This is a genomic window from Pseudomonas sp. SMN5 (genome assembly GCF_052041925.1).
Lineage (GTDB): Bacteria > Pseudomonadota > Gammaproteobacteria > Pseudomonadales > Pseudomonadaceae > Aquipseudomonas.
Genome location: NZ_JBKGGX010000022.1, coordinates 26,564 through 43,618, shown reverse-complemented (window position 1 = coordinate 43,618; position 17,055 = coordinate 26,564). Strand labels below are relative to the sequence as shown.

Here is a 17,055-nt window from a genome sequence, read left to right as displayed (position 1 = left end):
GTCCTCATAAACGGATCGACAGACCATCGGCCAGCGATTGGCGATAGGCGCGCCAGGCCGGCACGCTGCCCATCAGCAGGGCGGCGAGCAGGATGCCAGCCATCAGCGTCCATTCATACTCACTCGGCCAGCCCAGCGGCAGATACAAGCCATAGGCCGACTGCACATAGCCCTGGGCTGCAGCGATCCCGACGTACAGCAGCGCCAGGCCCGATGCGACGCCGGCCAGCGCCAGGGCGAAGGCTTCAAGCACCAGCAGGCTTGCAATGTGCCACGGCGGCGCACCCACCGAACGCAGGATCGCCATCTCCCGGCGGCGCTCGTTGAGGCTGGTGAGGATCGCCGTGAGCATGCCGATCAACCCGGTCAGCACCACGAACAGCGAGATCACGAACAGGGCTTTTTCCGCCGTGCCCATCAGGCTCCACAGTTCCTGCAACGCCACGCCGGGCAGGATCGCCAGCAACGGTTCGCCGCGGAACTCGTTGATCTCGCGTTGCAAGGCAAAGGTCGAAATCTTGCTGTTGAGGCCGAGCATGAACGCGGTGATCGCCTGAGGCGTGAGGTCCATGTTGCGGGCCTGGTCGGCGCTGATGCGGCCGTTGCCCTGGGCTGGCGCACCGTTTTTCCAGTCGATGTGAATCGCCTCCATGCCGCCGAGGCTGATGTGCAAGGTACGGTCCACCGGGGTGCCGGTGCGCTTGAGGATGCCGACCACGGTGAACGGCTTGTCGTCGTGCTTGACCAGGCTGATGGCCGCTACGCCGTGAGCCAGCACCAGTTGGTCGCCGAGCTTGTAATGCAGCGCTTCGGCCACTTCGGCGCCGAGCACCACTTCGAACGGATCGGTGGCGAACGCCCGGCCATCGGCCAGCGCCAGGTGTTGTTGGCGACCGTACTGGTAATGCTCGAAGTAGGCTTCGGTGGTGCCCATCACCCGATAACCGCGATGGGAATCGCCCAGGGACATGGGAATCGCCCATTTCACTTTCGGGTTGCTGGCGAAGTGTTCGAAGCTGTCCCAGCGGATGTTATTAGTGGCATTGCCGATGCGAAACACCGAGTACAGCAACAGGTTCACCGAGCCCGAGCGGGCGCCGACGATCAGGTCAGTGCCGCTGATGGTGCTGGCGAAACTGGCCCGCGCCTCGGTGCGTACCCGCTCCACCGCCAGCAGCAGGCAGACGGACAGCGCAATGGCGAAAACGGTGAGGATCGCGGTGAAGCGGCGGTTCGCCAGGCTGGCCATGGCTAGACGGAACAGATACATCTCAGACCTCGAGTGGCTTGGCGGCGCGATTGAGATCGGCCAGCGAGAGGTTGCGGTCAAACAGCGCTGCCAGGCTCTGGTCATGGCTGACGAATAGCAGGCTCGATCCGGCGTCGCGACATTCAGCGAACAACAACCGCAGGAAGTTTTCCCTCGCGTCGTAGTCCAGTGCCGAGGTCGGTTCGTCGGCGATCACCAGTTCCGGTTGGCCGATCAAGGCCCGGGCGGCGGCGACCCGTTGCTGTTGGCCAATGGACAGCGAGTCGGCGCGCCGTCCGAGCAGGTTCGGATCGGTCAGGCCCAGGTGGGCCAGCAAGGTTGCGGCGGCCTGATCGACACTGCCGTGGCGCTGTACGGCCCGCTGCGCCCGTAGCTTGGAAAAGTGGCAGGGCAACTCGACATTCTCGCGCACCGAGAGAAACGGCAGCAGGTTGAACTGCTGGAAGATGTAGCCGGTGTGATCCACGCGAAACCGGTCGCGACGGCCGGCGCCCAGCGCGCTGAGCTCCTGGCCGAGCAGGCGGATGCTGCCGCGATCCGGCACCTGCACCCCACCCAGAAGCCCCAGAAGCGTGGTCTTGCCACTGCCGCTGGGCCCCTTGAGAAATAGCGTTTCACCGGACTCCAGGCGAAACGCCGGGATGTCCAGCAATGGCGGATGCCCGGGCCAGCTGAAAACCAGGTCGGACAGTTCGATGAGAGCTTGGGTCATGTTGGCCGATGTCAGGATGATGGGAATAGCCCCTTGTGGGAGCGAGCCTGCTCGCGAAAGCAATGGGTCAGGCGACATCTATGTTGGATGTGCCGGCCTCTCGCGAGCAGGCTCGCTCCCACATTGGATATGTGGTGAATGCAGATTCTGCTTCACATCAGATCCCACAGGGTTTTGCAGTGTACTTAGAACTTCAGGGCCGGTGCCTCGGCCGTCACTTCCCCGCCTTGCTGGCCGTTCGGGCCGATCAGTTGTACCAGGATCTTCCGAGTGGCCGGGAAGGCTTTGAACAGGGGCGCCAGGTCCAGATGCGTCAAGGCGCCGGGCGCGACACAACGGAACTGGTAATGGGCGTGGATTTCACTGTGTTCGTGGTGCTCGTCGCCATCGTCATCGGCGTCTTCGGCATGGTCCGCGTGTCCCGGTTCGTCGCCGAACAACGGGCTTTCCAGTTCCTGCTGCTCCAGGGAGCACTTGGCATCGGCGAGGTTGATCAACGCCGCCGGTTTCTCCAGTTTCGCCCGCACCGCGGCCACCTTGGCTTTGTCGGCGGCGCTGGTGGCGGCGTGTTCGAAGCCCACCAGGTTCATCGCCGGGCTGTCGAGCTCCAGCTCCAGGGTCTCGCCGTCCAGTGAGGCATTGAGCCGGCCAACGCCATGTTCATGGGCGCCCAGGCTCCCGTGCTCATGGTCGTGATCGTGATCATGCTCGACAGCCGCATGGGCGACAGCCAATGGCAGCAGGGCGAACGGCAGGGCGAGAAGCAGACGGCGCATGACGGATCTCCGGAAATACATGACGTGTTATGTGATCTTATAACAAAACTGCGCAGAGTTTGACCGTCTGCTTGGCGTCGCGCAAGGCCCATGGGAGCATGGGCAGATGAAATTTTCAGGAGCACGGTAATGTTGCGGATACGCGGAACCGTCGGTGATTGGCCGGTGGACTTGACGATTGAAATGGATGAGGGCGACTGGGCGCAGCTCGGCGCGCAACTGCAGGCGGTCAAGCCCGAGAGCGCTGCAACACCGATGGCCAAGCCGGTAAATCAGGATGATGCCCAGTGGCAGATCGCCAAGGAACTGCTGCGCAAGGCCGGGCAGTTGAGCGGTCCGGACCTGCTCGAACAGCTCGAGGGCCTGACCGGCAGCGCCTCGGCGGGCAAGCGCCTGCTGGTGCGCTTGCGCCATTGTGCCGAGGTCAAGGTGCTGAGCGGCGGGGATACGCCGCTCTATAGCTGGATCGAAGCGACGAGCTCAAAGCCGCAAGCTGCAAGCTAAGACAGTCTTGCAGCTTGAAGCTTGAAGCTTGAAGCTTGAAGCTTGAAGCTTGAAGCTTGCAGCTGCTCCTCTAATACAGCGCCGCAAACAGCTTGCGACGATAAGTCGTCACCAGCGGATGATCGTTGCCCAACAGTTCGAACACTTGTAGCAAGGTCTTGTGGGGCAGGCCTTCGCTGTAGCTACGGTTGCGCATGAACAGCTTGAGCAGCGCGTCGAGGGCCGGTTCGTATTGCTGACGGGCCAGTTGCTGGATCGCCAGTTGGTACACCGCTTCGTCGTCTTGTGGGTCTTTTGCCAGGCGCGCCTTGAGCTCGGCGGCATCCGGCAGGTCTTTCGCCAGGCCGAGGAACTGGATCTGCGCCTTGGCACCCGCCAGGGCGGCCTTGTGTTCGTCGCTTTTCACTGCGTCGAGCACCGTCTGGGCTTCACCCAGTTCACCGCGTTCAGTCAGGCAACGGGCATACAGGATCAGCGCCTTGGCGTTGGTGTTGTCTTCGCCTAGCAACACCGTGAGCAGCGCTTCGGCGTCCGCGAAACGACCGTCGTCGAACAGCGCCTGGGCCTGCTCGAACGGGTCGGCGGCGGCTGGCGGAGGCATCTGCACGTGCGGCTCAAGCATCGCCCGCACGGCTGATTCCGGCTGGGCCCCGGCGAAGCCATCGACCGGTTGGCCGTCCTTGAACAGCACCACGGTCGGCAGGCTGCGGATGCCGAAGCGCGCGACGATGTCTTGTTCGATGTCGCAGTTGACCTTGGCCAGCAGCAATTCACCCCGATAGCTCTCGGCAATGCCTTGCAGCATCGGCATCAGCGCCTTGCACGGTGCACACCACTCGGCCCAGAAATCCACCAGCACTGGTTTGTGGAAGGAGTTGGCGATCACCGACTGGTCGAAATCGGCGGTGGTGGCGTCGAAGATGTAGGGCGTGTCCTGGGTCATGGGAATCTCGTAGAACGCTTGGATGGGGCAACTATAAGGCTTGGTGGGATGGGCTGAAAGCGCAGGCGATGCTCAGGGATATGTGTCGACTGGCAGGGCCTCATCGCGAGCAAGCTCGCTCCCACAGAAGGAGCGTCGTGCGCAAATGATGTGAACAACGGGAAACCCTGTGGGAGCGAGCTTGCTCGCGATGCTTTTGGAGCTAACGCCGCGCGTGATACAGGCTCACATGCCGAAACTCCTCAGGCTCAGCCAGGTCCGGCAAGGTCATGGCCTGGAGCATCTCGATGCGTCGGTACAGCGGATGCTGAAAATCGCGCACCCGGGAATCAGCTACCAAGGACTCGCGGCCGCGACTGAGAAAGTGGTCGAGTAACGGCAGGTTGGCCCGGTCGTAGAGCACGTCGGCGACCAGGATCAGGTCGAAGCGGTCGGCCTCGGCGAAAAAATCCGCCGAATAACCCAGCTCCACGCCATTGAGCGCGGCATTGGCTTGGCAGGCGGCAATCGCCAGCGGATCGAGGTCGCACGCCACCACTTCCAGCGCTCCGGCCTTGACCGCCGCGATGCCCGCCACGCCGGAACCGGCGCCAAAATCCAGCACCCGCTTGCCCGCCACCCACTGCGGCCGCTCGGCCAGGTAGCGCGCCATCGCCAGGCCGCTGGCCCAGCAGAAGCTCCAATAGGGCGGCTCATGAAGGATGCGCCGGGTTTCTTCCGGGCTGAAGGCGCGGTCCATGTTGTCGCCGTCGATCAACCACAGCTTCAGGTCAGTGCCGGGCAGCGGGCAGGCCACCAGGCGCGCATCGCCGAGCAACTCGCCCAAGGCGCGTTGCAGGTCGTGTGGTGCATTCACGGTGCTTTGACGAATTGCAGGGCGCCCAGGGCCTGGGTGGTCGGTTGGCTGATGCGTTGTTCCGGCAGATGCAGGATCAATTGGCCGGATTGGCTGGCGCGACCGCGCAGTTCCACCCGGGCGCCGGCAGGAAAGGCTTCGGGGTTGAAGCGCAGGCGGAAGGGCAGGGCCTGGTTGGTACCGATCAGGCTGGAGCTGGCGAGCAACTGTTGCGGACGGTCCTTGTCGTCGATCACCAGCAGCGCCAGTTCAACTTCCGCGCCGGCCGGGACGCCTTCGAGAGTGCCGCTCAATTCACGCTGATATGCTGGCAATGGCCCCAGCTCAGCTGCGTGGCGGGCTTTTTCCTGGGCCTGTTTCGGCGCCGGTGCCGGTGCGGGCGCGGCGGGCTTGGGCGCGTCGCTGCTGCACGCCATCAGCAGGCTGAAAAGACTGAGCAAAACGAGCGATCGTAGCGGCATGTGTGGCTCCGGCAAGGTAAATTCCATGGATCAGGTGGTAAGCCCGTCTGTATACCGTAAACCCTATGGCTTGTCTTGCCAGTGGGATGCGCTACCATGGCCCTCCCTTTTTTTGTTGCCTGCCACCATGCACTGTCCCTTCTGCGGTGCCAACGACACCAAAGTCATCGACTCGCGACTGGTCGCCGAGGGCGAACAGGTCCGCCGCCGCCGCGAATGCCTGGCCTGCGGCGAACGTTTCACCACGTTCGAGACCGCTGAACTGGTGTTGCCGCGCCTGATCAAAACCGACGGCAGCCGCCAGCCGTTCGACGAAGACAAACTGCGCGCCGGCATGCAGCGCGCCCTGGAAAAACGCCCGGTGAGCGTCGAGCGCCTGGAAGCGGCGCTGGTGCACATCAAGCACAAGCTGCGGGCCACCGGCGAGCGCGAGGTCAAGTCCCTGGTGGTCGGCGAGCTGGTGATGGCCGAGCTGCAGAAGCTCGACGAAGTCGCCTACATCCGCTTCGCCTCGGTGTACCGGCGCTTCCAGGACCTGAATGAATTCCGCGAGGAAATCGACCGCCTGGCCCGTGAACCGGTGAAAGAATGACCGGCCCGGCGCAACAGGCGGTGCTCGATGCCCACTACATGGCCCGCGCCCTGGAACTGGCGCGGCGCGGCCATTACACCACTCACCCCAATCCCCGGGTCGGTTGCGTGATCGTGCGCGACGGGCAGATTGTCGGTGAAGGCTGGCACGTGCGTGCCGGTGAACCTCATGCCGAGGTCCACGCTTTGCGCGCAGCCGGTGAGCTGGCCCGAGGCGCCACCGCCTACGTCACGCTGGAACCTTGCAGTCATCACGGGCGCACGCCGCCCTGTGCCGATGCGCTGGTCAACGCTGGAGTGGCACGGGTAGTCGCGGCGATGCAGGACCCGAACCCGGAGGTCGTCGGTCGCGGCCTGCAACGGCTGGCCGAGGCCGGTATCGCCACCCAAAGCGGCGTGCTGGAGGGCGAAGCGCGCCAGCTCAACCCGGGCTTCCTCAAGCGCATGGAGCACGGCCTGCCGTTCGTGCGGGTCAAGCTCGCCATGAGTCTCGACGGTCGCACCGCCATGCAAAGCGGCGAAAGCCAATGGATCACCGGTCCGGCTGCGCGCTCGGCGGTGCAACGGCTGCGGGCCCAGGCCAGTGTGGTACTGACCGGCGCCGACACGGTGCTGGCGGACAACGCCCGGCTGACCGTGCGTGCCGATGAACTGGGCCTGGACGCGGAGCAAACCGCGCAGGTCATGAGCCGTCCGCCGTTGCGGGTGCTGGTGGACGGACGCCTGCGGGTGCCGCTGGACGCGCCATTCTTCAAGGCCGGCCCGGCGCTGGTCGCCACGTGCATGGCGGTGGAAGAACAGTACGCCAACGGCCCTGAATGCATGATCGTTGCGGGAGATGACGGCCAGGTCGACCTGCATCGTTTGCTCAAGGAACTGGCGGCCCGTGGCGTCAACGAGGTGCTGGTGGAAGCCGGTCCGCGCCTGGCGGGAGCCTTTGCCCGGCTGGGGCTGGTGGATGAGTTCCAGATTTTCTTCGCCGGCAAGTTCCTGGGCTCCACTGCGCGACCGTTACTGGACTGGCCACTGGCGCAGATGAAGGACGCCCCGGCGCTGAAAATCACCGAAATCCGCGCCGTGGGCGATGACTGGCGAGTCATAGCCGTTCCCGTCTCGCCGGCCAGCGTATAATTCCCGGCCTTCGCTCAAGCGGCGGCCCGTTCTCGAGGAGGACTCCATGTTTACCGGCATTATCGAATCCATTGGCAGCATCCGCGCACTCACCCCCAAGGGCGGCGATGTGCGGGTCCACGTCGAAACCGGCAAGCTCGACCTGAGCGACGTCAAACTGGGCGACAGCATCGCGGTCAACGGTGTATGCCTGACCGCGGTGGAACTGCCCGGCAATGGTTTCCTGGCCGATGTCAGCCGCGAAACCCTCGACTGCACCGCCATGAATGACCTCAAGAGCGGCAGCCCGGTCAACCTGGAAAAAGCCCTGACCCCCACCACCCGTCTGGGCGGCCATCTGGTCAGTGGCCATGTGGACGGCGTCGGCGAAGTGGTGTCGCGCAGCGATAACGCCAGGGCCGTGGAGTTTCGTATCCGCGCCCCGAAAGAACTGGCCAAATACATCGCCCACAAGGGCTCGATCACCGTCGACGGCACCAGCCTGACGGTCAACGCGGTGGATGGCGCCGAGTTCCTGCTGACGATCATCCCGCACACCTTGAGCGAGACCATCATGGCCTCGTACCGGCCGGGGCGCCGGGTCAACCTGGAAGTCGACCTGCTGGCCCGCTACCTGGAGCGCCTGTTGCTCGGCGACAAGGCCGCAGAGCCGGCCTCCGGCAGCAACATCACTGAAAGCTTTCTGGCCGCCAACGGCTATCTGAAATCCTGACCCAAGGGGGTGCCGCGTGGCGCTCAATAGCATCGAAGAACTGGTTGAAGACATCCGCCAAGGCAAGATGGTCATCCTCATGGATGACGAAGACCGCGAGAATGAAGGCGACCTGATCATGGCCGCCGAATGCTGCAAGGCCGAGCACATCAATTTCATGGCCAAGCACGCCCGTGGTCTGATTTGCATGCCGATGACCCGCGAACGTTGCGAGCTGCTGAAACTGCCGCTGATGGCCCCGCGCAACGGTTCGGGCTTCGGCACCAAGTTCACCGTGTCCATCGAGGCCGCCGAGGGCGTGACCACCGGTATCTCCGCAGCCGACCGTGCGCGCACCGTGCAGGCTGCGGCCGCCCGGGACGCCAAGGCCGAGGACATCGTCAGCCCCGGTCACATCTTTCCGCTGATGGCCCAGGCCGGCGGCACCCTGGCCCGCGCCGGCCATACCGAAGCGGCGTGCGACCTGGCGCGCATGGCCGGTTTCGAGCCTGCCGGCGTGATCTGCGAAGTGATGAACGATGACGGCACCATGTCCCGTCGCGCCGAACTGGAAACCTTCGCCGCCGAACACAACATCAAGATCGGCACTATTGCCGACCTGATCCACTACCGGATGATCCACGAGCGTACCGTTCAGCGGATTGCCGAGCAGCCGTTGGACAGCGAACTGGGCCAGTTCAACCTGGTGACCTACCGTGATTCGGTAGAAGGCGACGTGCACATGGCGCTGACCCTGGGCACCGTGTGTGCCGAAGAGCCGACCCTGGTGCGCGTGCACAACATGGACCCGCTGCGCGACCTGCTGATGGTCAAGCAGCCCGGCCGCTGGAGCCTGCGGGCCGCCATGGCCGCGGTGGCCGAGGCCGGCAGCGGCGTGGTGCTGCTGCTCGGGCACCCGCTGGATGGCGACGTGTTGTTGGCGCATATCCGCGAAACCGGCGATCAGGCGGCGGTGAAAAAACCGACCACTTACAGCATCGTTGGTGCCGGTTCGCAGATCCTCCGCGACCTGGGTGTGCGTAAAATGCGCCTGATGAGCGCACCGATGAAGTTTAATGCGATATCCGGTTTCGACCTGGAAGTTGTAGAATACGTGCCCTCCGAATAATGGCCCGGGATTTCGGCATCGTTGTTCAGACTTGTGATTGATTGTGGCGAGGGAGCTTGCTCCCGCTTGGGTGCGCAGCGCCCACAAGAAGGGCCGCTTCGCAGCCCAGCGGGAGCAAGCTCCCTCGCCACGAGTACGCAAGTGAACGACATGGCGCAATCGAGGCTCTGTATTCAAGGCTAAATATCACCAAGGAGCGCGTACCGAAACGCGCTCTGGCTCTTTAAGAGATCTGACGAATGACCCTGAAGACCATCGAAGGTACCTTCATCGCCCCTAAAGGCCGCTACGCTCTGGTAGTGGGCCGTTTCAACAGTTTCGTGGTCGAGAGCCTGGTTGGCGGTGCGGTCGATGCCTTGGTTCGCCATGGCGTGAACGAAAGCGACATCACCATCATCCGCGCCCCTGGCGCCTTCGAAATTCCGCTGGTTGCGCAAAAAGTCGCTCAAAAGGGCGAATTTGCAGCGATCATCGCCCTGGGCGCGGTCATTCGTGGCGGTACTCCGCACTTCGAATACGTGGCCGGCGAATGCACCAAGGGCCTGGCCCAGGTGTCCATGGAGTTCGGCGTACCGGTCGCCTTCGGCGTACTGACCGTCGATTCCATCGAGCAAGCCATCGAACGTTCCGGCACCAAGGCCGGTAACAAAGGCGCCGAAGCTGCCCTGTCCGCCCTGGAAATGGTCAGCCTGCTGGCGCAGTTGGAGGCCAAGTGATTAGCGACGAAAGCGATCGTTTCAACCCGCGCGATCCCAAGCCGGCCGATGCCGGCAAGCCATCGAAAAGCGCCAAGCGTCGCGAAGCCCGTCAGCTCGCGACTCAAGCGTTGTATCAATGGCACATGGCCAAGCAGTCGTTGAACGAGATCGAGGCGCAGTTTCGCGTCGACAACGATTTCGCCGATGTCGACGGTGCGTATTTCCGCGAGATCCTTCATGGGGTACCGCAGTTCAAGACCGAGATCGACACCGCGCTCGCGCCTTGCCTGGACCTGACCATCGAAGAGCTGGACCCGGTCGAACTGGCGGTCCTGCGCCTGTCCACCTGGGAACTGCTCAAGCGCGTCGACGTACCGTATCGCGTGGTGATCAACGAAGGGATCGAACTGGCGAAAGTCTTCGGCTCCACTGACGGCCACAAATTCGTCAACGGCGTCCTCGACAAGCTCGCCCCGCGCCTGCGTGAAGCCGAAGTGAAAGCGTTCAAGCGCTGACCGACGCTTGCACCGGTGTCCTGTCTCGCCAATGCGTTCGTTTTTGTCGAGTGACTGTTGGTGCCGGGCAACGCAGTATGGCGCCAACAGGCGCCGACAAAAAAAAGAACAGCATGGGTGAGGCAGGATACTTGATGGGCGAATTCGAGCTGATCCGCAACTACTTCGCTGCCGCGCCCTGCGCGCAGGGCGGCGAGGGCGTTGCGCTGGGGATCGGCGACGACTGCGCATTGCTGGCCGTTCCTGCCGGGGAACAGCTGGCGGTGTCCACCGACACGCTGGTGGCCGGTGTGCACTTTCCCGAACCTTGCGACCCGTTCCTGCTCGGCCAACGTTCGTTGGCCGTGGCGGTCAGTGACCTGGCTGCCATGGGCGCCAAGCCCCTTGCCTTTACCCTTGCCCTGACCTTGCCGACGGTGACCGCCGATTGGCTGCAAGCCTACGCCCGTGGCTTGAACCAGATGGCCCAGGCTTGTGGCGTGGCGCTGGTAGGGGGGGACACCACGCGTGGGCCGTTGAGCCTGACCATGACCGTGTTTGGCCGCGTGCCGTCCGGCCAGGCCTTGACCCGCAGCGGCGCACAGCCTGGCGATTTATTGTGTGTCGGCGGTGAACTGGGCGATGCCGCCGGTGCCTTGCCGCTGGTGCTCGGCCAACGCAGCGCTGAACCGGATGTCGCCGAACCGCTGTTGGCCCATTACTGGTCACCGCGCCCGCAGCTCGACCTGGGCCTGGCGTTGCGTGGCAAGGCCAGTGCGGCGATGGATATTTCCGATGGCCTGCTGGCCGATTGCGGCCACATCGCCCTGGCGTCCGGTGTCGCATTACAAGTGGAACGGGACCGGCTGCCGCTGTCCAACGCTTTACAGGCGTTTCTTGGTCGCACGCTCGCGCAGGACGCCGCCCTGAGTGGCGGTGACGACTATGTGCTGTTATTCACCGTGCCGCCGGCCCCATTGTCGGTATTGCAGGCCGAAGGCTGGCCGGTCCACGTAATCGGCTCGGTCATGGCCGGAGAGGGCGTCACACTGGTTGACGGCTCCGGGCACGACATCACTCCGACAATTCGGGGTTATCAACATTTTCGGGAGACACCGTGACAGATCATCCCAATCAGGTCCCGGCAGAGTTCGTTCCGCCCTCGGTCTGGCGCAACCCATGGCATTTCATGGCATTCGGCTTCGGTTCGGGCACCTTGCCCAAGGCTCCGGGCACCTGGGGCTCGCTGGTTGCGCTACCCTTCATACCGTTGTGGCAGATGTTGCCGGACTGGGGCTACTGGCTGATGCTGGGCATCACCATGCTGTTTGGCTTCTGGTTGTGCGGCAAAGTGGCGGATGACCTGCGAGTGCACGATCATGAGGGTATCGTCTGGGATGAAATGGTCGGTATGTGGATCACCCTCTGGCTGGTGCCTGAAGGCTGGTACTGGCTGTTGACGGGTTTTGTGGTGTTCCGCTTCTTCGATATCCTCAAGCCGTGGCCGATCCGCTGGATCGACCGACATGTGCATGGAGGTGTAGGGATCATGCTTGATGATGTACTGGCCGGGGTCTTTGCCTGGCTGGCAATGCAAGGATTGGTGTGGTGTTTCACCTGAGGGAGTCAGGAATGGGCGTGAGTCGCGCACTGTTGCTGTTGTTGTGTCTGGGGATCTGTCTCGGTGTTCGGGCGGCCGACCAGGCGCCGCTGCCGGGCAAGGTCCGCGCCGCCAGCGAAGAGTGGGCGGCTTATACCCAGGCCGACGGCCAGGGCATGGGCTGGGATATCTTGCGCGAGGTGTTCGAACCCGAAGGCGTCAAGCTGGAGATCCGCAGCGTGCCCTATACCCGTTCCACAGGGCTTGTGCAGCGTGGCGAAGCCGACGTCCAGGTCGGCGCCTACCGCGATGAAACCGAAGGCGTGCTCTATCCAAAGTGGCATTACGACGTCGATCACATCTACGCGCTGGGGCTGATGAGCAAGCCGGCGCCCACGTTGGCGACATTGGGCAATTACCGCCTGGTCTGGATGCGCGGCTACGAGTACAACAGCTACCTGCCCAATGTCCGTCGCTTCAATGAAATCCACCGTGCCGTGGGTATTCTGCCAATGCTGGTGCACGATCGCGCCGACTTCTATATCGATGCGTTGATGGAAATCCAGGACGTGCTCTCCAAGACCGACAACCCTCAGCAGTTCAGGCTCACGCCGCTGATCAATCTGCCGCTCTACCTGGGGTTTGCCAACACCGAGAATGGTCGGGCATTACGGGCGTTGTATGATCGGCGCATGGAGGTACTGGTCAAAAGCGGCCAGTTGAAGCCGATTTTCGAGCGTTGGAAGCAACCTTACCCATTCGACGAGAACGGCAAGCCACCCAAGCCGTAATCAAACTTTTCGATGGTAATAGACGACAATTCAGCCTAAGCGTCCGCCCGGACCTGCTGTTACAATGCCTGCCTCTGCGAATCTCCAGTACTAGATCAGGAGCACACCGGTGCCTGTCGTTTTTGTTGCCGCTTCCAAGCTGCCAACGCCCTTTGCGCAATTCACCATGCATGGTTTTCTCGATGAAGCCACCGGCCGCGAGCACGTGGTGCTGAGCCTGGGGGATATCGCCGATGGCGCGCCGGTGCTTGGCCGCCTGCACTCCGAATGCCTGACGGGCGATGCCCTGTTCAGTCAGCGCTGCGATTGTGGTTCGCAACTCGAAGCCGCGTTGCAGGCCATCGCCCGTGAAGGCCGTGGCGTGCTGCTGTACCTGCGCCAGGAAGGGCGTGGCATAGGCCTGTTGAACAAGATCCGCGCCTATGAGTTGCAGGATGGGGGCGCCGATACGGTGGAAGCCAACGAGCGCCTGGGCTTTGCCGCTGATCTGCGCGACTACAGCATCTGCCTGCCGATGCTGGAGCATCTGGGTGTCAAGTCGCTGCGACTGATGACCAACAACCCGCGCAAGGTCAAGGCGATGACTGACATGGGCATCGTGGTGGCCGAACGCGTGCCGCTGCACACCGGGCACAATCCCCACAACAAACTCTACCTGGCGACCAAGGCCAGCAAGCTCGACCACATGATGGGCAACGAGCATCAGGGCGAGGTTGACCGGGCGTGACCCGTGGTCAGGTCCGGCGGCGATTGGCCGTCAAATGGTGGCAATATCTGGCGCTGGCCTTGCTGCCGTTGTTCGTGATCAACGCAGTGTTCGGTCAGGGCGAAGCGATTCTGCCAGTGTTGGCGATGCCGCTGTTCATCGCGGGCCTGGCCTCGATGTTTGTCAGCCTGCGGTTTTTCGGGCCTTACAAGAATGCCTTGGTGTCCACCCAGAAAGCCCTCGACACACCCCAGGAGCCTGAAGCCTGGATCACCCTGGCAGCCCGTCGCCGCGCTGCGCTCCTGGTTGCGGGGCTGCCGGCCTGGATCGGTGCGCTGGCGGTATTCGTGGGGTTGGAAGCGGTGCCGTTGATCCTGTTGGCGCTGTCGACGGCGGTGCTGTTCTACCTGTATCGCATCCCGCGTCAGCTCGGCTGATAGCACAACTCCTGTGGGAGCGACCCTGCTCGCGATAGCGGTATGTCAGTCAACGAATCATTGGCTGATCTACCGCTATCGCGAGCAGGCTCGCTCCCACAGGTTTTTTGTTGCTTGAAAATTATCGGCCCAGCAACTGCAACCGCTGGCGCACGGATGCTTCGATCCCGGCTTCATCCAGCCCACATTCCGCCAGCATCTGCGCTGGCTTCGCGTGTTCGACGTAGATATCCGGCAGCCCCAGGTGCAGCACGGGCTTGAGAATGTTGTCGCGGGCCAGGAATTCGCTGACCGCCGCGCCGGCACCACCCATGATGGCGTTTTCCTCGATGGTCACCAGCAGTTCGTGGCTGCCGGCGATCTCGCGTACCAAGGCTTCGTCCAGGGGTTTGACGAAACGCATGTCCACCACGGTGGCGCCCAGGGTCTCGGCGACTTTCATGGCTTCGGCCAGTTGTACGCCAAATACCAGCAGGGCAGTCTGCTTGCCTTGGCGGCGAATGACACCCTTGCCGATCTCAATGGGTTCGAGGTCGGCGTCGATGGTGGCGTTCGGGCCGGTGCCACGTGGGTAGCGCACCGCCGCCGGGCCATTGAACAGGTGGCCGGTGGTGAGCATCTTGCGCAACTCGTTCTCGTCGCTCGGGGTCATCACCAGCATGCCGGGGATGCAGCGCAGGAACGACAGGTCGAAGCTGCCGGCGTGGGTCGGGCCGTCTTCGCCCACCAGGCCTGCGCGGTCGATGGCGAACAGCACGTCGAGGTTCTGCACCGCCACGTCATGTATCAACTGGTCATAGCCGCGTTGCAGGAAGGTCGAGTAGATCGCCACCACCGGCTTGGCGCCTTCGCAGGCCATGCCGGCGGCGAGCGTCACGGCGTGTTGCTCGGCGATCGCTACGTCGAAGTAGCGCTGCGGGTAACGCTCGCTGAAGGCCACCAGGTCCGAGCCTTCCTTCATCGCCGGGGTGATGCCCACCAGGCGCGGGTCGGCGGCGGCCATGTCGCACAGCCACTGGCCGAACACGCCGGAATACTTCGGTCCACCGGCCTTTTTCGGTGCGGCGGCGGGGGCGTCCAGCGGTTCGAGCTTGGTGATGGCGTGGTAACCGATGGGGTCGACTTCCGCCGGGGCGAAGCCTTTGCCCTTCTTGGTGACCACGTGCAGGAACTGCGGGCCCTTTAGATCGCGCATGTTGCGCAGCGTGGCGATCAGCGTCGGCAGGTCGTGGCCGTCGATCGGGCCGATGTAGTTCCAACCCAGCTCTTCGAACAGCGTGCCGGGCACCAGCATGCCCTTGGCGTACTCCTCGGTGCGGCGGGCGATTTCCCAGGCACCGGGCAGGCGCGACAGCACCTTCTTGCTGCCTTCGCGCATGCTGGCGTAGGTGCGGCTGGAGAGGATCTTCGCCAGGTAGTTGGATAATCCGCCGACATTGCGCGAGATCGACATGTCGTTGTCGTTGAGGATCACCAGCATGTTGGCGTTGACTTCCGGCGCGTGGTTCAGCGCCTCGAACGCCATGCCTGCGGTCAGTGCGCCATCGCCGATCACCGCAATTGCCTTGCGCTCGCTGTTCTGCAGGCGGGCGGCAATCGCCATGCCCAGGGCGGCGCTGATGGAGGTGCTGGAGTGGCCGACGCCAAAGGTGTCGTATTCGCTCTCCGAACGGCGCGGGAATGCAGCCACGCCATCCTTCTGGCGCAGGGTGCCCATGCGCGCACGGCGGCCGGTCAGGATCTTGTGTGGATAGGCCTGGTGCCCGACGTCCCACACCAGTCGGTCGTCCGGGGTGTCGAACACGTAATGCAGGGCGATGGTCAGCTCGATGACGCCCAGGCCCGCACCGAAGTGCCCGCCGGTCTGGCCGACCGTGTAGAGCAGTTCCAGGCGCAACTCATCGGCCAGGGTTTCCAGCTCGGCTTCACCCAGCCGGCGCAGGCCGTCCGGCGTGTTGGCGCGGTCCAGCAGCGGCGTGGTCGGGCGTTTGCGGGGAATCTCTTGAAACGTCGTGGGCATCAGGCGAATCGTTATAGGTATAGAAAGAGGCGGCAGTTTACCCTATGCATCGCAAGCTGCCCACGCGTTGGCCGGAACTTGGCCGATACGCACTTATGAATGGGTGGACCCTGTATCAACTGCGTCGTTCGACGATATAACGCGCCAAGTCGCGCAACGGCTCGGCCGCCGCGTCAAACGGTCGCAACGCTTCCAGGGCCTGGTCGCGCAATTCCAGGGCGTAGGCCTTGGCGGCATCGAGGCCCAGCAGGGCCGGGTAGGTCGGCTTGTCGCGGGCGATGTCGGCACCCTGGCGTTTGCCCAGGGTCTGGGTATCGCTTTCCACGTCGAGGATGTCGTCCTGCACCTGGAACGCCAGGCCGATGGCCCGGGCATAGGTCTGCAAGGCTTGCAACTGGACGGGCGTGGCCCGGCCGCTGGCCAGGGCACCGAGTTTGACGCTGGCCTCGATCAGCGCGCCGGTCTTGTGCCGGTGCATGTATTCCAGGGCGCTCTGATCCAGCTTCAGGCCCACCGAACCCAAGTCGATGGCCTGGCCGCCGACCATGCCAGCGGGGCCCGCCGCCAATGCCAAGGCGCTGACCATGTCCAGGCGAATCTGCGCCGGGCAATCGCTAAGGGTCGGGTCCAGCAAGGCGGTGAAGGCCAGGCTCTGCAAGCCATCGCCGGCGAGGATTGCGCAGGCTTCGTCGAATTGCTTGTGGGTGGTCGGCTGGCCGCGACGCAGGTCGTCATCGTCCATCGCCGGCAAGTCATCGTGAACCAGCGAATACGCGTGAATCAGCTCCACCGCGCAGGCCGCGCCGTTGGCCTGTTCGGCCACGCCGCCCAAGGCTTCACAGGCGGCGTAGGCGAGCAGTGGACGTACACGCTTGCCGCCGTTCATCACGCTGTAGCGCATGGCTTCGTACAAGCGCCCCAGCTCCGGACTCGGGGCGGTGAACAGGGTGTCCAGCGCAGCATTGACCCGGGCCTGGCTGCTGGCCTGATAAGCATCGATCATTCAGGCTGTTCCGCGTCGAAAGGCTCTTCGGTCAGTTCACCGTCGCGCTCGAGCAGCAACTGCACCTTCTGCTCGGCCTGGGCCAGCGCCGCCTGGCAGTCGCGAGTCAAGCCGATACCCTGCTCAAAGGCGGTCAGCGAGTCTTCCAGCGACAATTCGCCGTTCTCCAGCCGTTCGACCAGCGCTTGCAGGTCGGCCAGAGATTGTTCGAAATCCAGTGCAGCTTTTTTGCGGGCCATGGC

The 17,055-nt window shown here is 63.5% G+C and carries 21 protein-coding genes; 12 read left to right on the top strand and 9 right to left on the bottom strand.

The annotated features are described in order from the left end of the window. Window positions 1-4: 4 nt before the first annotated feature. The 3 genes from ACLEJR_RS20590 to ACLEJR_RS20580 form a co-directional block, all read right to left on the bottom strand. Window positions 5-1,270, bottom strand: coding sequence for an ABC transporter permease (locus tag ACLEJR_RS20590; RefSeq protein WP_440797880.1), 1,266 nt, complete (start codon window positions 1,268-1,270; stop codon window positions 5-7). Window position 1,271: 1 nt separating this feature from the next. Further along, window positions 1,272-1,982 carry an ABC transporter ATP-binding protein gene (locus ACLEJR_RS20585; RefSeq protein ID WP_440816096.1) on the bottom strand — a complete coding sequence of 237 codons (711 nt, stop codon included), beginning with the start codon at window positions 1,980-1,982 and terminating at the stop codon, window positions 1,272-1,274. Between the two features lie 185 nt (window positions 1,983-2,167). Beyond that, entirely contained in the window at window positions 2,168-2,758 is a 591-nt protein-coding gene (locus tag ACLEJR_RS20580; protein ID WP_440797884.1) for a DUF2796 domain-containing protein, read from the bottom strand. 129 nt (window positions 2,759-2,887) lie between these two features. Between ACLEJR_RS20580 and ACLEJR_RS20575 the strand changes: the two genes are divergently transcribed. After that, window positions 2,888-3,262 carry a hypothetical protein gene (locus tag ACLEJR_RS20575; RefSeq protein WP_440797885.1) on the top strand — a complete coding sequence of 125 codons (375 nt, stop codon included), beginning with the start codon at window positions 2,888-2,890 and terminating at the stop codon, window positions 3,260-3,262. Between the two features lie 70 nt (window positions 3,263-3,332). Here the strand turns inward: ACLEJR_RS20575 and trxA are convergent, their stop codons facing one another. From trxA to ACLEJR_RS20560, 3 genes are all read right to left on the bottom strand, one after another. Beyond that, entirely contained in the window at window positions 3,333-4,205 is an 873-nt protein-coding gene (trxA, locus tag ACLEJR_RS20570; protein WP_440816094.1) for a thioredoxin, read from the bottom strand. Between the two features lie 202 nt (window positions 4,206-4,407). After that, a complete protein-coding gene (locus ACLEJR_RS20565) occupies window positions 4,408-5,061 on the bottom strand; it encodes a class I SAM-dependent methyltransferase (protein ID WP_440816092.1) in 654 nt (217 codons plus the stop codon). Continuing rightward, window positions 5,058-5,522 carry a YbaY family lipoprotein gene (locus ACLEJR_RS20560; protein WP_440816089.1) on the bottom strand — a complete coding sequence of 155 codons (465 nt, stop codon included), beginning with the start codon at window positions 5,520-5,522 and terminating at the stop codon, window positions 5,058-5,060. The genes ACLEJR_RS20565 and ACLEJR_RS20560 overlap by 4 nt, the downstream gene beginning before the upstream one ends. Before the next feature lie 127 nt (window positions 5,523-5,649). Between ACLEJR_RS20560 and nrdR the strand changes: the two genes are divergently transcribed. From nrdR to ACLEJR_RS20505, 11 genes are all read left to right on the top strand, one after another. Beyond that, window positions 5,650-6,114, top strand: a complete 465-nt coding sequence (nrdR, locus tag ACLEJR_RS20555) for a transcriptional regulator NrdR (protein WP_024778359.1) — start codon at window positions 5,650-5,652, stop codon at window positions 6,112-6,114. Continuing rightward, entirely contained in the window at window positions 6,111-7,244 is a 1,134-nt protein-coding gene (gene ribD / locus ACLEJR_RS20550; RefSeq protein WP_440816086.1) for a bifunctional diaminohydroxyphosphoribosylaminopyrimidine deaminase/5-amino-6-(5-phosphoribosylamino)uracil reductase RibD, read from the top strand. The genes nrdR and ribD overlap by 4 nt, the downstream gene beginning before the upstream one ends. Before the next feature lie 46 nt (window positions 7,245-7,290). Next, window positions 7,291-7,956 (top strand): riboflavin synthase, encoded by a 666-nt coding sequence (locus tag ACLEJR_RS20545; protein ID WP_440816083.1) that lies wholly within the window; start codon window positions 7,291-7,293, stop codon window positions 7,954-7,956. Between the two features lie 16 nt (window positions 7,957-7,972). After that, entirely contained in the window at window positions 7,973-9,064 is a 1,092-nt protein-coding gene (ribBA, locus tag ACLEJR_RS20540) for a bifunctional 3,4-dihydroxy-2-butanone-4-phosphate synthase/GTP cyclohydrolase II (RefSeq protein WP_440797897.1), read from the top strand. A gap of 239 nt (window positions 9,065-9,303) precedes the next feature. After that, window positions 9,304-9,780 (top strand): 6,7-dimethyl-8-ribityllumazine synthase, encoded by a 477-nt coding sequence (ribH, locus tag ACLEJR_RS20535; protein WP_440797899.1) that lies wholly within the window; start codon window positions 9,304-9,306, stop codon window positions 9,778-9,780. Next, window positions 9,777-10,277 (top strand): transcription antitermination factor NusB, encoded by a 501-nt coding sequence (gene nusB, locus ACLEJR_RS20530; protein ID WP_440797901.1) that lies wholly within the window; start codon window positions 9,777-9,779, stop codon window positions 10,275-10,277. The genes ribH and nusB overlap by 4 nt, the downstream gene beginning before the upstream one ends. 134 nt (window positions 10,278-10,411) lie before the next feature. After that, on the top strand, window positions 10,412-11,377 hold the full coding sequence (gene thiL / locus ACLEJR_RS20525) for a thiamine-phosphate kinase (RefSeq protein WP_440816080.1): 966 nt from the start codon (window positions 10,412-10,414) through the stop codon (window positions 11,375-11,377). Continuing rightward, window positions 11,374-11,877 (top strand): phosphatidylglycerophosphatase A family protein, encoded by a 504-nt coding sequence (locus ACLEJR_RS20520; protein ID WP_440797904.1) that lies wholly within the window; start codon window positions 11,374-11,376, stop codon window positions 11,875-11,877. Before thiL ends, ACLEJR_RS20520 begins: the two co-directional genes overlap by 4 nt. A gap of 11 nt (window positions 11,878-11,888) precedes the next feature. Beyond that, window positions 11,889-12,647, top strand: a complete 759-nt coding sequence (locus ACLEJR_RS20515; RefSeq protein ID WP_440816078.1) for a substrate-binding periplasmic protein — start codon at window positions 11,889-11,891, stop codon at window positions 12,645-12,647. Window positions 12,648-12,756: 109 nt separating this feature from the next. Continuing rightward, window positions 12,757-13,374, top strand: a complete 618-nt coding sequence (gene ribA / locus ACLEJR_RS20510; protein ID WP_440797908.1) for a GTP cyclohydrolase II — start codon at window positions 12,757-12,759, stop codon at window positions 13,372-13,374. Next, a complete protein-coding gene (locus ACLEJR_RS20505; protein ID WP_440816077.1) occupies window positions 13,371-13,790 on the top strand; it encodes an MFS transporter in 420 nt (139 codons plus the stop codon). Before ribA ends, ACLEJR_RS20505 begins: the two co-directional genes overlap by 4 nt. Window positions 13,791-13,911: 121 nt before the next feature. Here the strand turns inward: ACLEJR_RS20505 and dxs are convergent, their stop codons facing one another. The 3 genes from dxs to ACLEJR_RS20490 all read right to left on the bottom strand — a co-directional run bounded on the left by dxs (window position 13,912) and on the right by ACLEJR_RS20490 (window position 17,052). Continuing rightward, window positions 13,912-15,810: a 1-deoxy-D-xylulose-5-phosphate synthase gene (gene dxs, locus ACLEJR_RS20500; RefSeq protein WP_440816075.1), complete on the bottom strand. Its 1,899-nt coding sequence runs from the start codon at window positions 15,808-15,810 to the stop codon at window positions 13,912-13,914. Window positions 15,811-15,925: 115 nt separating this feature from the next. Continuing rightward, window positions 15,926-16,813: a polyprenyl synthetase family protein gene (locus ACLEJR_RS20495; protein WP_440816073.1), complete on the bottom strand. Its 888-nt coding sequence runs from the start codon at window positions 16,811-16,813 to the stop codon at window positions 15,926-15,928. Then, complete coding sequence (locus ACLEJR_RS20490; RefSeq protein ID WP_305498501.1) at window positions 16,810-17,052, bottom strand: exodeoxyribonuclease VII small subunit; 243 nt, start codon at window positions 17,050-17,052, stop codon at window positions 16,810-16,812. The genes ACLEJR_RS20495 and ACLEJR_RS20490 overlap by 4 nt, the downstream gene beginning before the upstream one ends. Window positions 17,053-17,055: the final 3 nt, after the last annotated feature.

Coding starts and splice junctions, on each gene's coding strand:
- ACLEJR_RS20590 (WP_440797880.1), bottom strand. CDS start 1,270: ATGTATCTGTTCCGTCTAGCCATGGCCAGCCTGGCGAACCGCCGCTTC.
- ACLEJR_RS20585 (WP_440816096.1), bottom strand. CDS start 1,982: ATGACCCAAGCTCTCATCGAACTGTCCGACCTGGTTTTCAGCTGGCCC.
- ACLEJR_RS20580 (WP_440797884.1), bottom strand. CDS start 2,758: ATGCGCCGTCTGCTTCTCGCCCTGCCGTTCGCCCTGCTGCCATTGGCT.
- ACLEJR_RS20575 (WP_440797885.1), top strand. CDS start 2,888: ATGTTGCGGATACGCGGAACCGTCGGTGATTGGCCGGTGGACTTGACG.
- trxA (WP_440816094.1), bottom strand. CDS start 4,205: ATGACCCAGGACACGCCCTACATCTTCGACGCCACCACCGCCGATTTC.
- ACLEJR_RS20560 (WP_440816089.1), bottom strand. CDS start 5,522: ATGCCGCTACGATCGCTCGTTTTGCTCAGTCTTTTCAGCCTGCTGATG.
- nrdR (WP_024778359.1), top strand. CDS start 5,650: ATGCACTGTCCCTTCTGCGGTGCCAACGACACCAAAGTCATCGACTCG.
- ribD (WP_440816086.1), top strand. CDS start 6,111: ATGACCGGCCCGGCGCAACAGGCGGTGCTCGATGCCCACTACATGGCC.
- ACLEJR_RS20545 (WP_440816083.1), top strand. CDS start 7,291: ATGTTTACCGGCATTATCGAATCCATTGGCAGCATCCGCGCACTCACC.
- ribH (WP_440797899.1), top strand. CDS start 9,304: ATGACCCTGAAGACCATCGAAGGTACCTTCATCGCCCCTAAAGGCCGC.
- thiL (WP_440816080.1), top strand. CDS start 10,412: ATGGGCGAATTCGAGCTGATCCGCAACTACTTCGCTGCCGCGCCCTGC.
- ACLEJR_RS20515 (WP_440816078.1), top strand. CDS start 11,889: ATGGGCGTGAGTCGCGCACTGTTGCTGTTGTTGTGTCTGGGGATCTGT.
- dxs (WP_440816075.1), bottom strand. CDS start 15,810: ATGCCCACGACGTTTCAAGAGATTCCCCGCAAACGCCCGACCACGCCG.
- ACLEJR_RS20495 (WP_440816073.1), bottom strand. CDS start 16,813: ATGATCGATGCTTATCAGGCCAGCAGCCAGGCCCGGGTCAATGCTGCG.
- ACLEJR_RS20490 (WP_305498501.1), bottom strand. CDS start 17,052: ATGGCCCGCAAAAAAGCTGCACTGGATTTCGAACAATCTCTGGCCGAC.